Origin of the sequence: Nocardia brevicatena NBRC 12119 (assembly GCF_000308495.1) — a bacterium.
Lineage (GTDB): Bacteria > Actinomycetota > Actinomycetes > Mycobacteriales > Mycobacteriaceae > Nocardia > Nocardia brevicatena.
This window is the reverse complement of record NZ_BAFU01000044.1, coordinates 57685-72344: the sequence shown is the minus strand read 5'-3', so window position 1 is coordinate 72344 and position 14660 is coordinate 57685. Positions and strand designations below refer to the sequence as shown.

Genomic DNA, 14660 nt, shown 5'->3' with positions numbered 1-14660 from the left:
CCGAACGCACCGCCTATGCGGCGGTCGGCCGGAAAGCCCTGGGTGCCGGGCCCGGACACACAGGTCACCCACTGCTGGACCGGTTCTCCGTTCGGCGTGGTCGCCGATAGCGGACGGTCTGGGCGATCTCGCCGATAGTGGAGACCGTCCTGCTGGATTCCGCCTTCCACGTTCCGTTGCAGCACACTACGAGACGCTTCATCCGTCGATCTTCCCGCTATCGGACGGCCGACTCCCGAGTAGTGCGCTACTCGAACCCGGGAAATTCGGTACTAACCGCGGACGTTCGACCCGCACTTGGTCACGGACGCGGGTGGGGGCTGCCGTGCGTAGCGCGGTAGTGTCCCATCGCCCACAGCAGCACACCCACCGCGGTCCCCACCAATACCGCGGTCTGCGCGGACCCGGTGACGAGCCCCAGAACAAGAACGGTGAGCAGTGCGATCACCAGCGCCTCCAGCTTGTACAGCGGCCACCGTGTACCCGCGATATCGACGGCACCGTAGGACACCGCCGCGGCCGAGACGACGGAATGGGCCTGCGCGGAACCAAGTACTGCCACCGGTTCAGGATACCCCCGCGAAGAAGTTCGGGAAGTCGAACTTGCCGCCGTCCGGCACGTCACTCGGCCCGCGGGAACACTTCGGCCTTCCGACACGTTGCCGCTGACATGCCACTTTCAGGAGAATACGCACCCAGCCCGTCCGACTGGGCCCGCGAACAGGCCGAAAAGTATGAGATCTCCGGCGGTACCGAGGGCACGACCCTGCAGGGCATGCCCGTGGTGGTTCTCACCACCAAGGGCAACAGGACCGGTAAATTGCGCAAGACCCCACTCATGCGGGTGGAGCACAACGGCGAATACGCGGTGGTCGCCTCGCTGGGCGGCGCACCCAAACATCCGGTCTGGTACTACAACGTGATCGCCGAACCGCATGTGGAACTGCGCGACGGGACAGCGCAGAAGGACTACATCGCACGCGAGGTCTTCGGCGAGGAGAAGGCCGCGTGGTGGGAGCGGGCGGTCGCCGCCTACCCGCCGTACGCCGACTACCAGAAGAAGACCGACCGGCAGATCCCGGTCTTCGTTCTGACGCCCCAGGATTGAGCGCTTCGCGTCGGCCGACCGCGACATCGCCCGCACGGGTCTCGGCCCTCGTCACCCCGGGTTGTCGCCTCGAGTCCGGGCAAGCCGACCGTGCGGGGCCGTCCCGGCCGCTTCAGGCCCGGCATGAGCCCCGGGCGTTGTCCGATCATCGGTACGCGCGGGCCGGTCGGGACCGTATGGTCCGGGCCTCCCTTCTCTGCACGAAGCTGCCCCGGACCGGGCGACCCCCACGGTGTCCGGGGCGCTACCCACCGGGACGGCGAAGCGCTCATGGACTTCGGGCCGTCTCTCCACCGGCCCGTCGGCACCGGGCCGTTCCCGGCGTGGTGGATTGCGGCGGACCGCAGACCACCCGGTCGGAGGTGGGCTGTTCGCAGGGCCGGCCCCACTGCATCAACGTGATATGGCAGGTGGCAGCATGGTCGGGTGGCCGATCCCCTTGATGTGCTCGAAGACATGTCACTGACCCGTCCCGTACTGAACGCGGACGAGATCGACGCCGCCGCCAAGCGCCTCGCCGACATTATCGAGGCGACGCCGCTACAGCCCTGTCCGCGGCTATCCGAGATCACCGGCGCGCAGGTGTATCTGAAGCGCGAAGACCTGTCCGTGGTGCGCTCCTACAAGCTGCGCGGCGCCTACAACCTGGTGGTGCAGCTCGACGAACGCGAACGCGCGGCGGGCGTGGTCGCCGCCAGCGCGGGCAACCACGCCCAGGGCGTCGCCTTCGCCTGCCGGGCCATGGGCATAACCGGCCGTATCTATGTGCCGACCACCACCCCCAAACAGAAGCGCGACCGAATCCGGGCGCACGGCGGGGAATACGTACAGCTCATCGCCGTCGGCGAAACCTATGACGCCGCGGCGGCGACCGCCCAGGACGATGTCCAGCGCACCGGCGCCACCATGGTTCCTCCGTTCGACGACACCCGCACCGCGGCCGGCCAGGGCACCATCGCCGCCGAGATCCTGGTCCAGATGAGCACCCCGCCCGATCTGGTGGTGGTTCCGGTGGGTGGCGGGGGTTGCCTTGCCGGAATTGGCACCTATCTGCGGGAACGTTCTCCCGCCACGGGCATCCTCGGTGTCGAGCCCGCGGGGGCGGCCTCGATGACCGCGGCCCTGATCGCGGGCGGCCCGGTGACTCTGCCGGAGATCGACCCGTTCGTCGACGGTGCCGCCGTGCGCCGGGTCGGCTCGGTGCCGTACGCGGCGGTGTCCGGATTCGGTGGCCGGGTGGTCTCGCATGCCTCGCTGCCGCTGCTCACCGCCACCGAACCCCCGCCCGGCGCGGGCACGTTCCGGATGATGCAGGTGGACGAGGGCGCGGTCTGCACCGCCATGCTGGACCTGTACCAGAACGAGGGCATCATCGCCGAACCCGCCGGGGCACTGTCGGTCGCGGCGCTCACCGCAATCGATCTCGCCCCCTCTTCGACAGTGGTGTGCCTGGTCTCCGGCGGCAACAACGATGTCTCCCGTTACAGCGAGGTGATCGAGCGTTCCCTTGTCTATCAGGGGCTCAAACACTACTTCCTGGTGGATTTCCCGCAGGAGCCGGGCGCGCTGCGCCGCTTCCTGGACGAGGTGCTGGGCCCCGAGGACGACATCACCCTGTTCGAGTACGTCAAACGCAACAACCGGGAAACCGGCGCCGCCCTGGTGGGTATCGAACTCGGCTCCCAGGAGGGACTCGACCCGCTGCTCGCGCGGATCGCCGCCTCTCCCGTCCAGTGCGAACGGCTCGAACCGGGCTCGTCCGCCTACCGCTATCTCACCTGAGCCGGGCCGCGCGGAGTACCGGTACGGCCGGTACCGCGCCGGCTCAGGCCGCGATGTCGGGTACCTGATCGCGGCTGATCCGCCCGGATGCCCGCAGTCCGGACAGGATGAGCGGCAGCAGCCACGCGGGTGTGGCCATATCCCAGCCGATGCGTTCGAGCGAGAGCCGGTTGTGCACGAATCCGATCGACAGGCCCGTTCTCGGGTCGGCCAGACCGAACGAACCGCCGAGCCCGATATGGCCGAAGGCGCTCCATCCACCCCTGGTGGGGAATGTGTGATAGCCCAGATGCCACAGCGGCGGCAGGTAGAAGAACAGTCCGCCGTCGGGGCGGTACCGCTCGATCCGCCGGATGGCCTGCATGGCGGCCCCGGACAGGTACCGGTGGCCGTCGATCAGCCCGTCGCACGCGAGCGGGGTGTACAGGGTGGCCAGCCCGTTCGCGGTGCAGACACCGCCGCCCGCGGCCATCTCGGTGGTCAGGATCGGCGGCTCCTCCCCGGTGAGGATCTTCTCCAGTCCCGGGGTGAACAGCGACCGGGTGGCGGCCCCGGCGGCGCCGGGTACCCGGGCGAGCCCACCCAGCAGCCACAGGCCCAATGGCGTACCCGCCGCGTTCATATGTGAACCTGTCCCTCGTGCCACCGTCACGGTGGAACCGGCGTCCGGGCGGCCGAGATGGATACCGTCGGTGCCCAGCGGCCCCGACACTTCCTCGCGGAAAAGCTCTTTCATGCTCTTGCCGGTGATGGACCGGGCCATTCCGGCGAGCAGCCACCCGTAGGTGATCGCGTGGTAGACAGGCACGCCGAGGAGCCGATCCGGTGTGGCGGCGGCGAGCCGCTCCTCCATGAGCTCGTGGTCGAGAACCTCTTCGGCGTTCGCGGCCAGGGTCGAGATTCCGGACAGCCCCGCCGAATGTGTCATCACCTGGCGTACGGTGATCCGCTCCTTGCCGCCTGCGGCGAAGGCGGGCCAGTATTCGGCGACGGGCGCGGAATAGTCGATCAGCCCGCGATCGGCGAGCCGGTGGATAACCGTGGAGGCCACACCTTTGGTCGCGGAGTACACGAGCGCGCCGGTATTGCGGGTCCACGGTTGCCCGGGAGCGGAATACCCCGTCCAGATATCGACGACGGGCTCCCCGTTCATATACACCGCCAGCGCCGCACCGGCACCCTTCCGGGTTCCGAACACCCGCGCGAACGCGGACGTGAGACGCTGGAATTCGGGCCCGGCGGTGCCGGCACAAGCGACGCTGCTCATACTTACACAGTAAGGTCATCCGGTGACTTTCGGCAATGACGGTGTTGCCCCCATTCACCGCGTTGACCTGGCATATACGCCGTCAAGGCGAGAGGACGCCGAGTCCGGGCGACACCGCGGCCCGCCGGCCTCAGTTCCGCGTCGGGCTCGGGAGCCGATGGATCTCGCGTGCCGCGTCCGCGAGCGAGCGCGCCCCGGTGGCCACCTCCGTCGCCCCGGCGAGATCGAGGTGGAGTTCCACATCCGGGGCATCGGCGGGACCGTCGTAATGGGTGAGGCCCGTTGCGGTGATCACGTAGTGGAACACGGTCTCCCCGATCCGAACGGTGACGACCCCCTCGGGTACGAGGTCGGCGACGGCGTGTCCCAGCGGCAGGGCGAACCAGTGCGCGCGGACGGCGTCGGTGGCGCGCCGTTCGCCCAGGCGCGCCGTCCCCCACCCCGACAGGGCGTCGAGTACCGGGCGCAGGGCCGTTCCGGCGGGGGTGAGCTCGTAGACCGCGGTCGCCGCGCGGGGGCCGACCCGGCGGCGGGTGAGGATGCCCTCGCGTTCGAGTTCCCTCAGCCGCGCGGCGAGCACATCGGTGCTGATCCCCGGCAGGTCGGCGAACAGGTCGCTGTAGCGGCGGGGGCCGGAACTCAGTTCACGGACCACCAGCAGACTCCACCGGTCGCCGATGACGTCGAGTGCTCGGCTCACCGGGCAGTAGTGGTCGTAGCTTCGGCGGGGCACATCACCACTGTAGCCGAGATCTTGGAAAATCCAAGTGATAACTTGGTATTTCCAAGTAGAGTAGGCGGCACAAACGCCGAAAGGGGATGTTCATGCAGGTCAAACAGTCGAGCAAACTGGCCGGGATTTCCTACGAGATTCGCGGGCCGGTGGCCGAGCAGGCGGCGCGACTGGAAGCCGAAGGCCATCATGTGGTGAAGCTGAACACCGGCAACCCACTGCCGTTCGGATTCGAGGCGCCGGCGGAGATCCTGCAGGACATTGTGCGCACCCTGCCCATCTCCAGCGGCTACTCCTCCTCCAAGGGCCTGCTGTCGGCCCGCCGGGCGGTGGTGCAGTACTACCAGACCCTGGGCCTCGGCGATATCGACGTCGAGCAGGTGTTCCTCGGCAACGGCGTCTCCGAACTGATCATGATGGCGATGACGGCCCTGTTGGAGAACGGCGACGAGATACTCGTCCCCGCGCCGGACTTCCCCCTGTGGACCGCGGCCACCGCTCTCAACGGCGGCCGCCCTGTGCACTACATCTGCGACGAGGGCTCGGACTGGTACCCGGATGTGGCCGATATCGAGGCCAAGATCACCGACCGCACCCGCGCGATCGTCCTCATCAATCCGAACAACCCCACCGGCGCGGTCTACCCGCCGGAGGTGCTGCGCAGCGTTCTCGAGGTAGCCCGCCGGCACAGCCTCGTGGTCTTCGCCGACGAGATCTACGACAAGATCTACTACGACGATCTCACCCACACCACGGTCGCCACGCTCGCCCCCGACCTGCTGTGCCTCACCTTCTCGGGCCTGTCCAAGTCATATCGGTGCGCGGGGTTCCGTTCCGGTTGGCTGGTGGTCTCGGGCCCGATACACCACGCGGAGAACTATCTGGAAGGGCTCACCATGCTCGCCGGCCTGCGGCTGTGCGCGAACGTGCCCGCTCAACAGGCGATCCAGGCCGCGCTCGGCGGACATCAGAGCATCTACGACCTCACCCTGCCCGGCGGGCGACTGCGCGAACAGCGCGACCGCGCCTGGGAAGCGCTCAACGCCATCCCCGGGATCTCCTGCGTGAAACCCAGGGGAGCGATCTACGCCTTCCCGCGGATCGACCTCGACATGTATCCCATCCACGACGACGAGAAATTCGTCCTGGACCTGCTGCTCCAGGAGAAACTGCACATCGTGCAGGGCACCGGCTTCAACTGGCCGCGCCCCGACCATTTCCGTATCGTCACCCTCCCCCACGCCGACGACCTCGAGGCGATCATCGAACGTATCGGCCGCTTCCTGGCCGGCTATCGCCGCTAGCGTTCGGCCATGCCGCCACTCGATGTGCCATTTCTGGAGCAGGTCGGCGTAACTTTCGTTTGCGGCCGGTGACACATTCCTTACCGATACTCCGTTTCGGCGTTGCCGGTCGCCTGGTGTCCGTACTGCCGTGGTCAGGTGCGGGGCGTCAGTGCTGGTGCAGTGCGTGTGCGGCCGTAGAGGCGTCGGGGAAGCGACCGGGATAAGGCGAATCCCCCTCGGCGGCAGGGGGACCCCGGTTGCCGTGAGCGGGGACCACTGCGCGTAGTTGCCGGTAAGCGCCGTCGAGGCGCCACCGTTTGTGGTAAGTGGTTATTCAACCCATCCGCGGAGCAGTGCGCGCAGTTCATCCTTCGGGATATCGGGCCAGGGTTGTTCGGGATGTCGAGACAATTTCGTGTCGTACCAGTCGACCCACTGCTCAAAGCCGCCCGGGTCGGCGGATACGTCGCGTGGCATCGTCCCGGACCACATCGTTACTGCCCTCCAGTCTTCCATCGTGCGGTACATACCGAGGGTTGCTCCGGTATCGACAGCAGAGTTTGCAGGCATTATCCGATCGAGCCACATGTTGGTTGCCTGAGCGCGGGTCGCGTCATCCACCCCTGTCCCCATACGATCGAGGAACATCACTGCGTTGTAGAGCGGATCACCGGGTCCGGCGGTTTCCCAATCTAGAAGCCACAATTTCCCTTGGTCATCGAGCCGGAGGTTGAGCGGATAGAGGTCGTTGTGGGCGAAGACAACCGGCTCGCCCGAGCGGCCGAGGTCCGGCCGGACATAGTCCGACAGCGGCCCGATTCCGAGCTGGTCCTGCCTCGACCGTTGCTCCGGTGGCAGGTTGTGGTACACCTCGTCGCCATGCCGGATCATCTGCTGCTGCCACCCTGGAATATCGAGGTTCATTCCCGCCGGTAGGGGGCGGAGGACGTCAATTGCACCTGATCCAGCAGATCAGGCAACCAGTTCATCACCTCGGGGTCATCGAATTTACACGTTTCACCGGGGACGTACTGCATGATCGTGAATTCGCGGCCGGTCGAGGGATCCGTTCCGGCGTGGAGGATCTTGGGTGTTCGTACACCGCACTCGCGTGCGTAGTTGATGGCCGCGTTCTCCGGCATCCACTTCTTCAACAGGGTCCCGATCGGTCGTTCTAATCCGAATCTGATCACCGCCGGTCCCGCGCTCGTGTCGACAAGACTCACCCGGTTCCCGGTGCCGGCGAAATCCGGTTCCCGATCCCGGACCTGTTCGTACAGCTCTCGGGCCTCTTCCGCAGATATTTCGGATCGGTCGCGACCTCCGCGCCGCGTGTGCTCCTCGATAGACGAGTCCGGTGATCTCCCCTCGGTGGCGGACTGTGTGGCGTCGGTATCTCGGTTCACGTGCCCGGCCGGATCGAGCCTGTCCAATTCGGCTACGGCCTGCTCTGCACCGTGTATGGTCCGGTCGAGGCCATCCCGAACTCCCTGCGGCAATTCGTGATGGGATTCGCTCACTCGCGTGGCACCTTTTTTAGCGAGCGCGTCGACGAGGCGTTGGGCCGCCTGCAGCATCTTCGCGATGATCTCGCTGCCGTCCGACCCATTCACCGAGGTTTCCTGTTGCTGTGATCACACTGTCAGACAGTAGGGTCGAGGGAAGAGAAGCCGAGTTCGGCCGACGTCGGATCGAGTCGGGAAGTGAGTTCGCCGGTGAAGCAGCCGAGCCGGCCGGTGGGGGTTGGTGGGTGCGCAGCGAGCGCGGCGGGCCGGTCGTCGATACCGATCCGGAGCTCCGTGACTGATCCACAGATGACATCGGTTGGGCCGAGAGCGATATGAAAGACCACTGGATCGGCCAACGAGGTCTCGGACTCGATCGGTTTCTCCTAGGTCTTGTGACATTGTCAGCGCACGTCGAAGGAACGCTCTTGACCGAGCAGGGTCCCACATCGGCAACCACTGTGGCGGCCACGCGTGCGGAACGAAACACACCCTAGCGCTCACGAGTTGGGAGCCGAGGAGCAAGGTTTCTCAGAGGAAGTAACACAAGTTACCTGAGGCGCAACGCCTTCATGAGATCGGCATACCCTGGAAGTCGAGGCGAATCGCCGCACCGAAAATTCTTGCGGAGCCGCGTGTCCCGAGGCCGAAGAGCCTGGACCCGCTTTCTCGATCCGGCATGTGAGGTGTCGGGATGGCCGGCACCGAGGACCCGTGCTTGCCGGCGACCGTTCTACGCTGCAACGCCCGGCGCACGCTGTGGAATGCGCGATCAGCCGCCTCGAACAGCCTCGGGCAGTGGCCACCCGGTATGACGAACTCGCCGCCCGGTACCCGGCCACTGTCCGCCTCGCCACGATCAACCTGTGGTTATCCAGCCGCACTTATGAACATGTATCAGCGATCCGACGGCCGGACCCGGCGGGTTCCGGCCGTCGGATCGCCCGGCCGAGCTCAGGGCGAGACGACGATACCGAGGGACAGGGTATCGATGAACCGCGGCCACGTGCCCTTGAACACGTCGATCTCCCGGATGGCAACCGATACACCGATGCGCGCCATCGCCGCCCGAACCGGACAGCGATATGTCGACGAGTACGCCAAACGGTGGCATCCCACCATCGACCTCGCGGCCTGATGCCGTCCGTGCTGCGGAATTCCACCCCGAGACGCCACCCTCGTACGCCACACGCGGTTTCCTCCTGGCGGCCTCCCGGATGGTTTACCGGGCATTATGAACCTCATGCCCGGCTCCGATGACGCACGCGTGGTGTTGGTCCGCCACGGCGAGACCAGTTGGTCGAGCCGGCACCGGCACACCGGCCGCACCGATCTGCCGCTCACCTCGGCCGGGGCCCGACAGGCCGCGACGGCCGGCCGGATCGTCACCGGGCTGCGTCTGCGCGCCCCACGGGTATACGTCAGTCCGCGGCTACGTGCCCGCAGCACCGCAGAGCTGGCCGGATTGGCTCCGGTGACAATCGAACCCGATCTGGCCGAATGGGACTACGGCGAGTACGAAGGCCTGACCACTCCACAGATCCGCGAACAGGTGCCCGACTGGACCATCTGGACCGGCACCGTACCCGGCGGTGAATCCACCGAACAGATCCGCGCTCGCGCCGACCGGGTTCTGGCCACCGCTACCGCCGGCCTCGAGGCCCATGATGTGATCCTGGTCGGGCACGGACATTTCTCCCGCGCCCTCATCGCCCGCTGGCTCGGTTTCGAGGTCCGCGAAGGTCGCCGCTTCGCACTCTTCACCGCGGCGATCAGTGTCCTGGGCTATGAACACGGTGAACCCACCCTGTACGCCCACAACCTCCACCCGGGTGACCGGTCGGGATGACCACGGGGATCACGACATCGCACAGGCGAAGAAGGGTCCGGTACGCACGATGATCGATGAACTCCCTACATACCGGCCCCCGCGGCGCCCGCCGGATTTCGGGCCGGGTGATACCCGCCCGGCGGGCCCTAGATCTCGGTCTTCCGAGAACGCCCTGGATACGTCTTGCGCAGACGGGCGTTGACGGCGTGCAGTTCGGCGACGGTGTCCTCCAAATCCAGGATCCGGCCTATACCCGCGAGATTCACTCCCGCGGCGGCCAGAGTGGTGATACGGCGTAGACGGGTCAGATCGTCGTCGCTGTAGCGGCGGGTGCCGCCCTCGCTGCGGGCAGGGGTGAGCAACCCGTGCCTCTCGTACAGTCGGAGTGTCTGCACACCGACCCCTGCCAGATCGGCGGCGATCGATATCCCGTAGACCCCTCTGGCCGAATCCGGGCGTAGCGGTTCAGTCTGCTCGGACACCATACATGTCGTTCCTTCCCACTGCTCCATATCACTGCTGGTAGGCGCTGAGATTTCCTATTTTAGGTCCTTGCGTCTATGCCAGATGAGTGCTATAAAAAATCTATGCCAGATTACATAGATAATCTGCCCAGTACGAGTTGAGATTGGAGTGAGTTGGAGGTGGCCACAATGCTGATGCGCACCGACCCGTTCCGCGATCTGGACCGTTTGACCCAGCAGGTGTTCGGCACCGCGGCGCGACCGGCGGCGATGCCCATGGACGCCTGGCGGCAGGGCGAAGAGTTCGTCGTCGAACTCGACCTTCCCGGTGTCGATCCCGAATCCCTGGACCTGGACATCGAACGCAATGTGGTGACGGTGCGGGCATCCCGGCCGGAATTGGACTCGAACCGGGAGATGCTCGCGGCCGAGCGGCCGCGCGGCGTGTTCAGCCGGCAGTTGTTCCTCGGTGAGAATCTCGACACCGACCGGATCAGCGCCGACTACGCCGATGGCGTGCTGCGACTGGTGATCCCGGTGGCGGAGAAGGCCAAGCCACGCAAGATCGAGATCGCCCGCACGAACCGGCAGCAGGCCATCGACGTCTGAGCCGTCGAGCTCGACCTTGTCCGGAGGTGGGCCGTGATCGGCGCGAATATCCGACCGGACGCACCCGAACCGGGTGTGCCGACGCTCGACCCCGATCTCGAACTGCTGTTCGCCGAGGTCGACGCGATCATGGTCGCAGCCGAAGCGCCGACCCGGGCGCCGCTTCGCCCCCGTCGGCAGGCTCCGGCACGGCTGATACCGCCCCGCACCGATACCGCACCCCGGAAACCGGTGCGATGGCTGTGTGGCCGACCAACACCCGGTCCGCGCGCGACCCAGCGTGGACCTCCGCCGCAGTGACGGCGTGTCCGATCCACACTCGGTATCGACCGAAAGCGAGGTGATGCCCGTTTTCCATCGATCGATCACTCTTCTGCTCCGGGGCGGGCGCGGACCCTCCGCGTCCCGCCCCTTTTCATGCCCGGCTAGCTCGCCAGGCAGTTCGGGCCGAGAAGGGCCTTGAGATCACCCATCAGCGCCGAGGACGGCGAAACCCGAAGACTGTCGGAGAGCTTGAGCACGGTCGCCTTGTCCCGGGCCCCGATATGGCGCACGTGCACATCGGACGTTCCGGGATGCCGGATGAGCACCCGTTTGAGCTCGCGGATCTTCTCCGGTGTGCACATCCGGGTGGAGATGGTCACCGACAGGGGTTTCGCCACACCGATCGTGGACAGGTCCGGTACCGCGAGATCGTTGGCGATCAACGAGACCCGGTCGTCGCGCACCGAGACCCGCCCGCGCACCAGCACCACCGCGTCCTCGACGACGTCCATCCCGTATACCGAATAGGACTGCGGGAAGAACAGCACCTCGATACCACCGCTGAGATCCTCCAACTGGGCCGAGGCCCAGGCCAGACCGTTCTTGTTGATACGTCGGTTCACCGATGCCAGGATGCCGCCGACGGTCACCTGGGTGCCGTCCTTGACATCGCCTTCCAGAATGGCGGGGATCTGGGTGTCGGCCTGGGCCGCCAGCACATGTTCGATGCCGTTGAGGGGGTGCCCGGAAACATACAGGCCCAGCATCTCCCGTTCCAGCGCGAGGCGGTGTTTGGTCTCCCATTCCTCGTCGGGAACCTTCACGCTGAACACCGACGCCACCGAATCGTCGCCGTCGTCCATCCCGCCGAACAGGTCGAACTGGCCTATGGCCTCGGCCTTCTTGGTGGACATCACCGCATCGATGGCATCGGAGTGCACCATCATCAGACCCTTACGGGGATGACCGAGAGAGTCGAACGCACCTGCCTTGATGAGGGATTCGGTGACCTTCTTGGTGCAGGCGATGGCGTCGATCTTGTTCAGATAGTCGGAGAAGTCGGCGAACTTCGACTTCTCCCTGCGGGCGGCGATAATCGAGGAGACGACATTCGTCCCCACATTGCGCACCGCGCCCAGCCCGAAACGGATATCGGCGCCCACCGAGGCGAAGTTCTGTTCGGATTCGTTGACATCCGGTGGCAGCACGGTGATTCCGAGATGGCGACAGTCCGAGAGGTAGACCGCGGCCTTGTCCTTGTCGTCGCCGACGGAGGTGAGCAGACCGGCCATGTACTCGGCCGGGTAGTTGGCCTTGAGATAGGCGGTCCAGAACGACACCAGACCGTAGCCCGCCGCATGCGATTTATTGAACGCGTAACCGGCGAACGGGAGGATGGTATCCCACAGTGCCTTGATGGCCGTTTTGGAGAAGCCGTTGGCCAGCATGCCCGCTTCGAAGCCCTCGAACTCGGCCTCCAGTACCTCGGCCTTCTTCTTGCCCATGGCGCGGCGCAGAATATCGGCTCGACCGAGCGAGTACCCGGCCACCTTCTGCGCGATCTGCATGATCTGCTCCTGGTACACGATCAACCCGTAGGTATCGGCCAGGATGTCGCGCAGCGGTTCCTCGAGCTCCGGATGGATGGGTTTGACCTCTTGCCGGCCGTTCTTGCGGTCGGCGTAGTCGTTGTGCGCGTTCATGCCCATCGGGCCCGGACGGTACAGCGCGAGCACGGCGACGATGTCCTCGAAGCCGGTGGGCTGCATACGGCGCAGCAGGTCCCGCATGGCACTGCCATCGAGCTGGAACACGCCGAGGGTGTCACCGCGCGACAGCAACTCATAGGTGGGCGGATCGTCCAGCGGCAGGTTGTCCATATCCAGGTCGATACCGCGGTTGGCCTTGATGTTGTCCAGGGCGTCACCGATGACGGTGAGGTTGCGCAGGCCCAGGAAGTCCATCTTCAGCAGGCCGATGGCCTCACACGACGGATAGTCCCAGCCGGTGATGATGGCGCCGTCCTGCGCTCGCTTCCACAGCGGGATCGCGTCCATGAGCGGTTCGGAGGACATGATCACCGCGCAGGCGTGCACACCGGCGTTGCGGATCAGGCCCTCGAGGCCCCGGGCGGTTTCGTAGATCTTCGCGACGTCCGGGTTGCTGTTGATGAGCTCGCGGACCTCGGTGGCCTCCTTGTACCGCTCGTGCTCGGGGTCCATGATCCCGGACAGCGGAATGTCCTTGGCCATGATCGGCGGCGGCAGCGCCTTGGAGATCTGGTCGGCGATGGCGAAACCGGGCTGGCCGAACTGGACGCGCGCGGAGTCCTTGATGGCGGCCTTGGTCTTGATGGTGCCGAAGGTGATCACCTGCGCGACCCGGTCACTGCCCCACCGCTCGGTGGCATAGCGGACCATCTCACCGCGGCGGCGATCGTCGAAGTCGATATCGATATCGGGCATCGACACGCGCTCGGGGTTGAGGAACCGCTCGAACAGCAGACCGTGCGGAATCGGGTCGATATTGGTGATACCCATGGCGTAGGCGACCAGCGAACCGGCCGCCGAACCACGGCCGGGACCGACCCGGATACCGACCTCGCGCGCGTGGCCGATGAGGTCGCCGACCACGAGGAAGTAGGCGGGGAAGCCCATTTCGATGATCACGTCGAGCTCGTAGTCGGCGCGCGACAGATACTCCTGCGGCACCCCGTTCGGGAACCGCCGCTCCAGCCCGCGCTTGACCTCCCGACGCAGCCAGCTGGCCTGGGTCTCGCCTTCGGGCACCGGGAAGACCGGCATCCGGTCCCGGTGCTCCCACACCTCCGCGTAGGACTGCACCCGCTCGCCGATCCAGAGGGTGTTGTCGCAGGCGCCGGGGACCTCGGCCTCCCAGAGGGCGCGCATCTCCTCGGCGGACTTCAGGTAGTAGCCGTCGCCGTCGAATTTGAAGCGCGTCGGGTCGGACAGGGTTTTACCGGTCTGCACGCACAGCAGCGCCTCGTGGTTGCCCGCCTGGTCCTTGGTGACGTAGTGGCAGTCGTTGGTGGCCAGCGGTCGGATACCGAGTTTGCGGCCGATCTCGAGCAGCCCCTCGCGCACCCGCCGTTCGATGGACAGCCCGTGGTCCATCACCTCGAGGAAGAAATTGTCCTTCCCGAAGATCTCCTGCCACTTGGCCGCGGCCTCCAGGGCCTCACGTTCGTGGCCGAGCCGCAGCCGGGTCTGCACCTCCCCCGACGGACAGCCGGTGGTGGCGATGATGCCCTCGGCGTGGTGGGCGATGATCTCGTCGTCCATGCGCGCCCACTTGCCGAGCTGGCCCTCGATGGAGGCGAGCGAGGACAGTGTGAACAGGTTCCGGAGGCCGGTCGCGTTCTCGGCGACCATCGTCATATGGGTGTAGGCGCCGGAGCCGGAGACGTCGTCGCTCTTCTGGCTCGGATCGCCCCATTGGACGCGTTTGGTGTTGAACCGCGACTCGGGTGCGATGTACGCCTCGATGCCTATGATCGGCTTGATGTCGTGTTTCTTGGCGGAGTTGTAGAACTCGGCGGCCCCGTACATATTGCCGTGGTCGGTCATCCCGACCGCGGTCATGCCCAGCCGCTTCGCCTCGGCGAACAACGGCGAGATTTTGGCCGCACCGTCGAGCATCGAATACTCGGTGTGGTTGTGCAGGTGAACGAACGATCCGGACGGAGCGGCCAAGACGGTCCTTCCTCCCAAGGGCTCGCGGGGGTTGGTGTAGCGAGTCTATGCGTGTCCACCGACCGAATCCCCCGGGGTGTGGCATATCGGATACGCCT

General features: G+C 65.9%; 14 protein-coding genes. 7 read left to right on the top strand and 7 right to left on the bottom strand.

All coding sequences use genetic code 11. From position 1 onward, the window contains the following. Positions 1-301: 301 nt before the first annotated feature. Positions 302-562: a hypothetical protein gene (locus ON20_RS08955; RefSeq protein ID WP_438803393.1), complete on the bottom strand. Its 261-nt coding sequence runs from the start codon at positions 560-562 to the stop codon at positions 302-304. A 108-nt stretch (positions 563-670) separates the two neighbouring features. Between ON20_RS08955 and ON20_RS08950 the strand changes: the two genes are divergently transcribed. Beyond that, a complete protein-coding gene (locus ON20_RS08950; RefSeq protein WP_040834549.1) occupies positions 671-1108 on the top strand; it encodes a nitroreductase family deazaflavin-dependent oxidoreductase in 438 nt (145 codons plus the stop codon). A 456-nt stretch (positions 1109-1564) separates the two neighbouring features. After that, entirely contained in the window at positions 1565-2890 is a 1326-nt protein-coding gene (gene ilvA, locus ON20_RS08945; RefSeq protein WP_040834709.1) for a threonine ammonia-lyase IlvA, read from the top strand. 43 nt (positions 2891-2933) lie between these two features. Here the strand turns inward: ilvA and ON20_RS08940 are convergent, their stop codons facing one another. Together ON20_RS08940 and ON20_RS08935 are read right to left on the bottom strand one after the other, a co-directional pair. Then, positions 2934-4157 carry a serine hydrolase domain-containing protein gene (locus ON20_RS08940; RefSeq protein ID WP_040834548.1) on the bottom strand — a complete coding sequence of 408 codons (1224 nt, stop codon included), beginning with the start codon at positions 4155-4157 and terminating at the stop codon, positions 2934-2936. A gap of 130 nt (positions 4158-4287) precedes the next feature. Further along, positions 4288-4890 (bottom strand): winged helix-turn-helix transcriptional regulator, encoded by a 603-nt coding sequence (locus tag ON20_RS08935; RefSeq protein ID WP_040834547.1) that lies wholly within the window; start codon positions 4888-4890, stop codon positions 4288-4290. A 92-nt stretch (positions 4891-4982) separates the two neighbouring features. Here ON20_RS08935 and ON20_RS08930 point away from each other — a divergent pair, with 92 nt between their 5' ends. Continuing rightward, the gene (locus ON20_RS08930; protein ID WP_040834707.1) at positions 4983-6194 is read left to right on the top strand and encodes a pyridoxal phosphate-dependent aminotransferase; all 1212 of its coding nucleotides are present in this window, start codon (positions 4983-4985) and stop codon (positions 6192-6194) included. Between the two features lie 312 nt (positions 6195-6506). On the opposite strand, the gene ON20_RS08925 is transcribed toward ON20_RS08930, so the two are convergent. Then, a complete protein-coding gene (locus ON20_RS08925; RefSeq protein WP_040834546.1) occupies positions 6507-7100 on the bottom strand; it encodes a phosphotransferase family protein in 594 nt (197 codons plus the stop codon). Next, positions 7097-7789 (bottom strand): protein kinase family protein, encoded by a 693-nt coding sequence (locus ON20_RS08920; protein ID WP_157228761.1) that lies wholly within the window; start codon positions 7787-7789, stop codon positions 7097-7099. The genes ON20_RS08925 and ON20_RS08920 overlap by 4 nt, the downstream gene beginning before the upstream one ends. A gap of 17 nt (positions 7790-7806) precedes the next feature. On the opposite strand from ON20_RS08920, the gene ON20_RS37875 reads away from it, so the two are divergent. Beyond that, positions 7807-7983 (top strand): hypothetical protein, encoded by a 177-nt coding sequence (locus ON20_RS37875; protein WP_218002477.1) that lies wholly within the window; start codon positions 7807-7809, stop codon positions 7981-7983. 941 nt (positions 7984-8924) lie between these two features. After that, positions 8925-9530, top strand: a complete 606-nt coding sequence (locus ON20_RS08905) for an acid phosphatase (RefSeq protein WP_040834705.1) — start codon at positions 8925-8927, stop codon at positions 9528-9530. A 128-nt stretch (positions 9531-9658) separates the two neighbouring features. Here ON20_RS08905 and ON20_RS08900 read toward each other — a convergent pair whose 3' ends face one another. After that, on the bottom strand, positions 9659-9997 hold the full coding sequence (locus tag ON20_RS08900; protein WP_040834540.1) for a MerR family transcriptional regulator: 339 nt from the start codon (positions 9995-9997) through the stop codon (positions 9659-9661). A 168-nt stretch (positions 9998-10165) separates the two neighbouring features. On the opposite strand from ON20_RS08900, the gene ON20_RS08895 reads away from it, so the two are divergent. Beyond that, on the top strand, positions 10166-10585 hold the full coding sequence (locus tag ON20_RS08895) for an Hsp20/alpha crystallin family protein (RefSeq protein ID WP_040834539.1): 420 nt from the start codon (positions 10166-10168) through the stop codon (positions 10583-10585). A 33-nt stretch (positions 10586-10618) separates the two neighbouring features. Further along, the gene (locus ON20_RS08890) at positions 10619-10885 is read left to right on the top strand and encodes a hypothetical protein (protein ID WP_040834537.1); all 267 of its coding nucleotides are present in this window, start codon (positions 10619-10621) and stop codon (positions 10883-10885) included. 125 nt (positions 10886-11010) lie between these two features. On the opposite strand, the gene dnaE is transcribed toward ON20_RS08890, so the two are convergent. Next, a complete protein-coding gene (dnaE, locus tag ON20_RS08885; RefSeq protein ID WP_040834536.1) occupies positions 11011-14562 on the bottom strand; it encodes a DNA polymerase III subunit alpha in 3552 nt (1183 codons plus the stop codon). Between the last annotated feature and the right edge of the window lie 98 nt (positions 14563-14660).

What these genes read in the sequence shown, in the direction of transcription:
- ON20_RS08950 (WP_040834549.1), top strand. Translation starts at nt 671, where the DNA reads ATGCCACTTTCAGGAGAATACGCACCCAGCCCGTCCGACTGGGCCCGC.
- ilvA (WP_040834709.1), top strand. Translation starts at nt 1,565, where the DNA reads ATGTCACTGACCCGTCCCGTACTGAACGCGGACGAGATCGACGCCGCC.
- ON20_RS08940 (WP_040834548.1), bottom strand. Translation starts at nt 4,157, where the DNA reads ATGAGCAGCGTCGCTTGTGCCGGCACCGCCGGGCCCGAATTCCAGCGT.
- ON20_RS08930 (WP_040834707.1), top strand. Translation starts at nt 4,983, where the DNA reads ATGCAGGTCAAACAGTCGAGCAAACTGGCCGGGATTTCCTACGAGATT.
- ON20_RS08925 (WP_040834546.1), bottom strand. Translation starts at nt 7,100, where the DNA reads ATGAACCTCGATATTCCAGGGTGGCAGCAGCAGATGATCCGGCATGGC.
- ON20_RS08905 (WP_040834705.1), top strand. Translation starts at nt 8,925, where the DNA reads ATGCCCGGCTCCGATGACGCACGCGTGGTGTTGGTCCGCCACGGCGAG.
- ON20_RS08900 (WP_040834540.1), bottom strand. Translation starts at nt 9,997, where the DNA reads ATGGTGTCCGAGCAGACTGAACCGCTACGCCCGGATTCGGCCAGAGGG.
- ON20_RS08895 (WP_040834539.1), top strand. Translation starts at nt 10,166, where the DNA reads ATGCTGATGCGCACCGACCCGTTCCGCGATCTGGACCGTTTGACCCAG.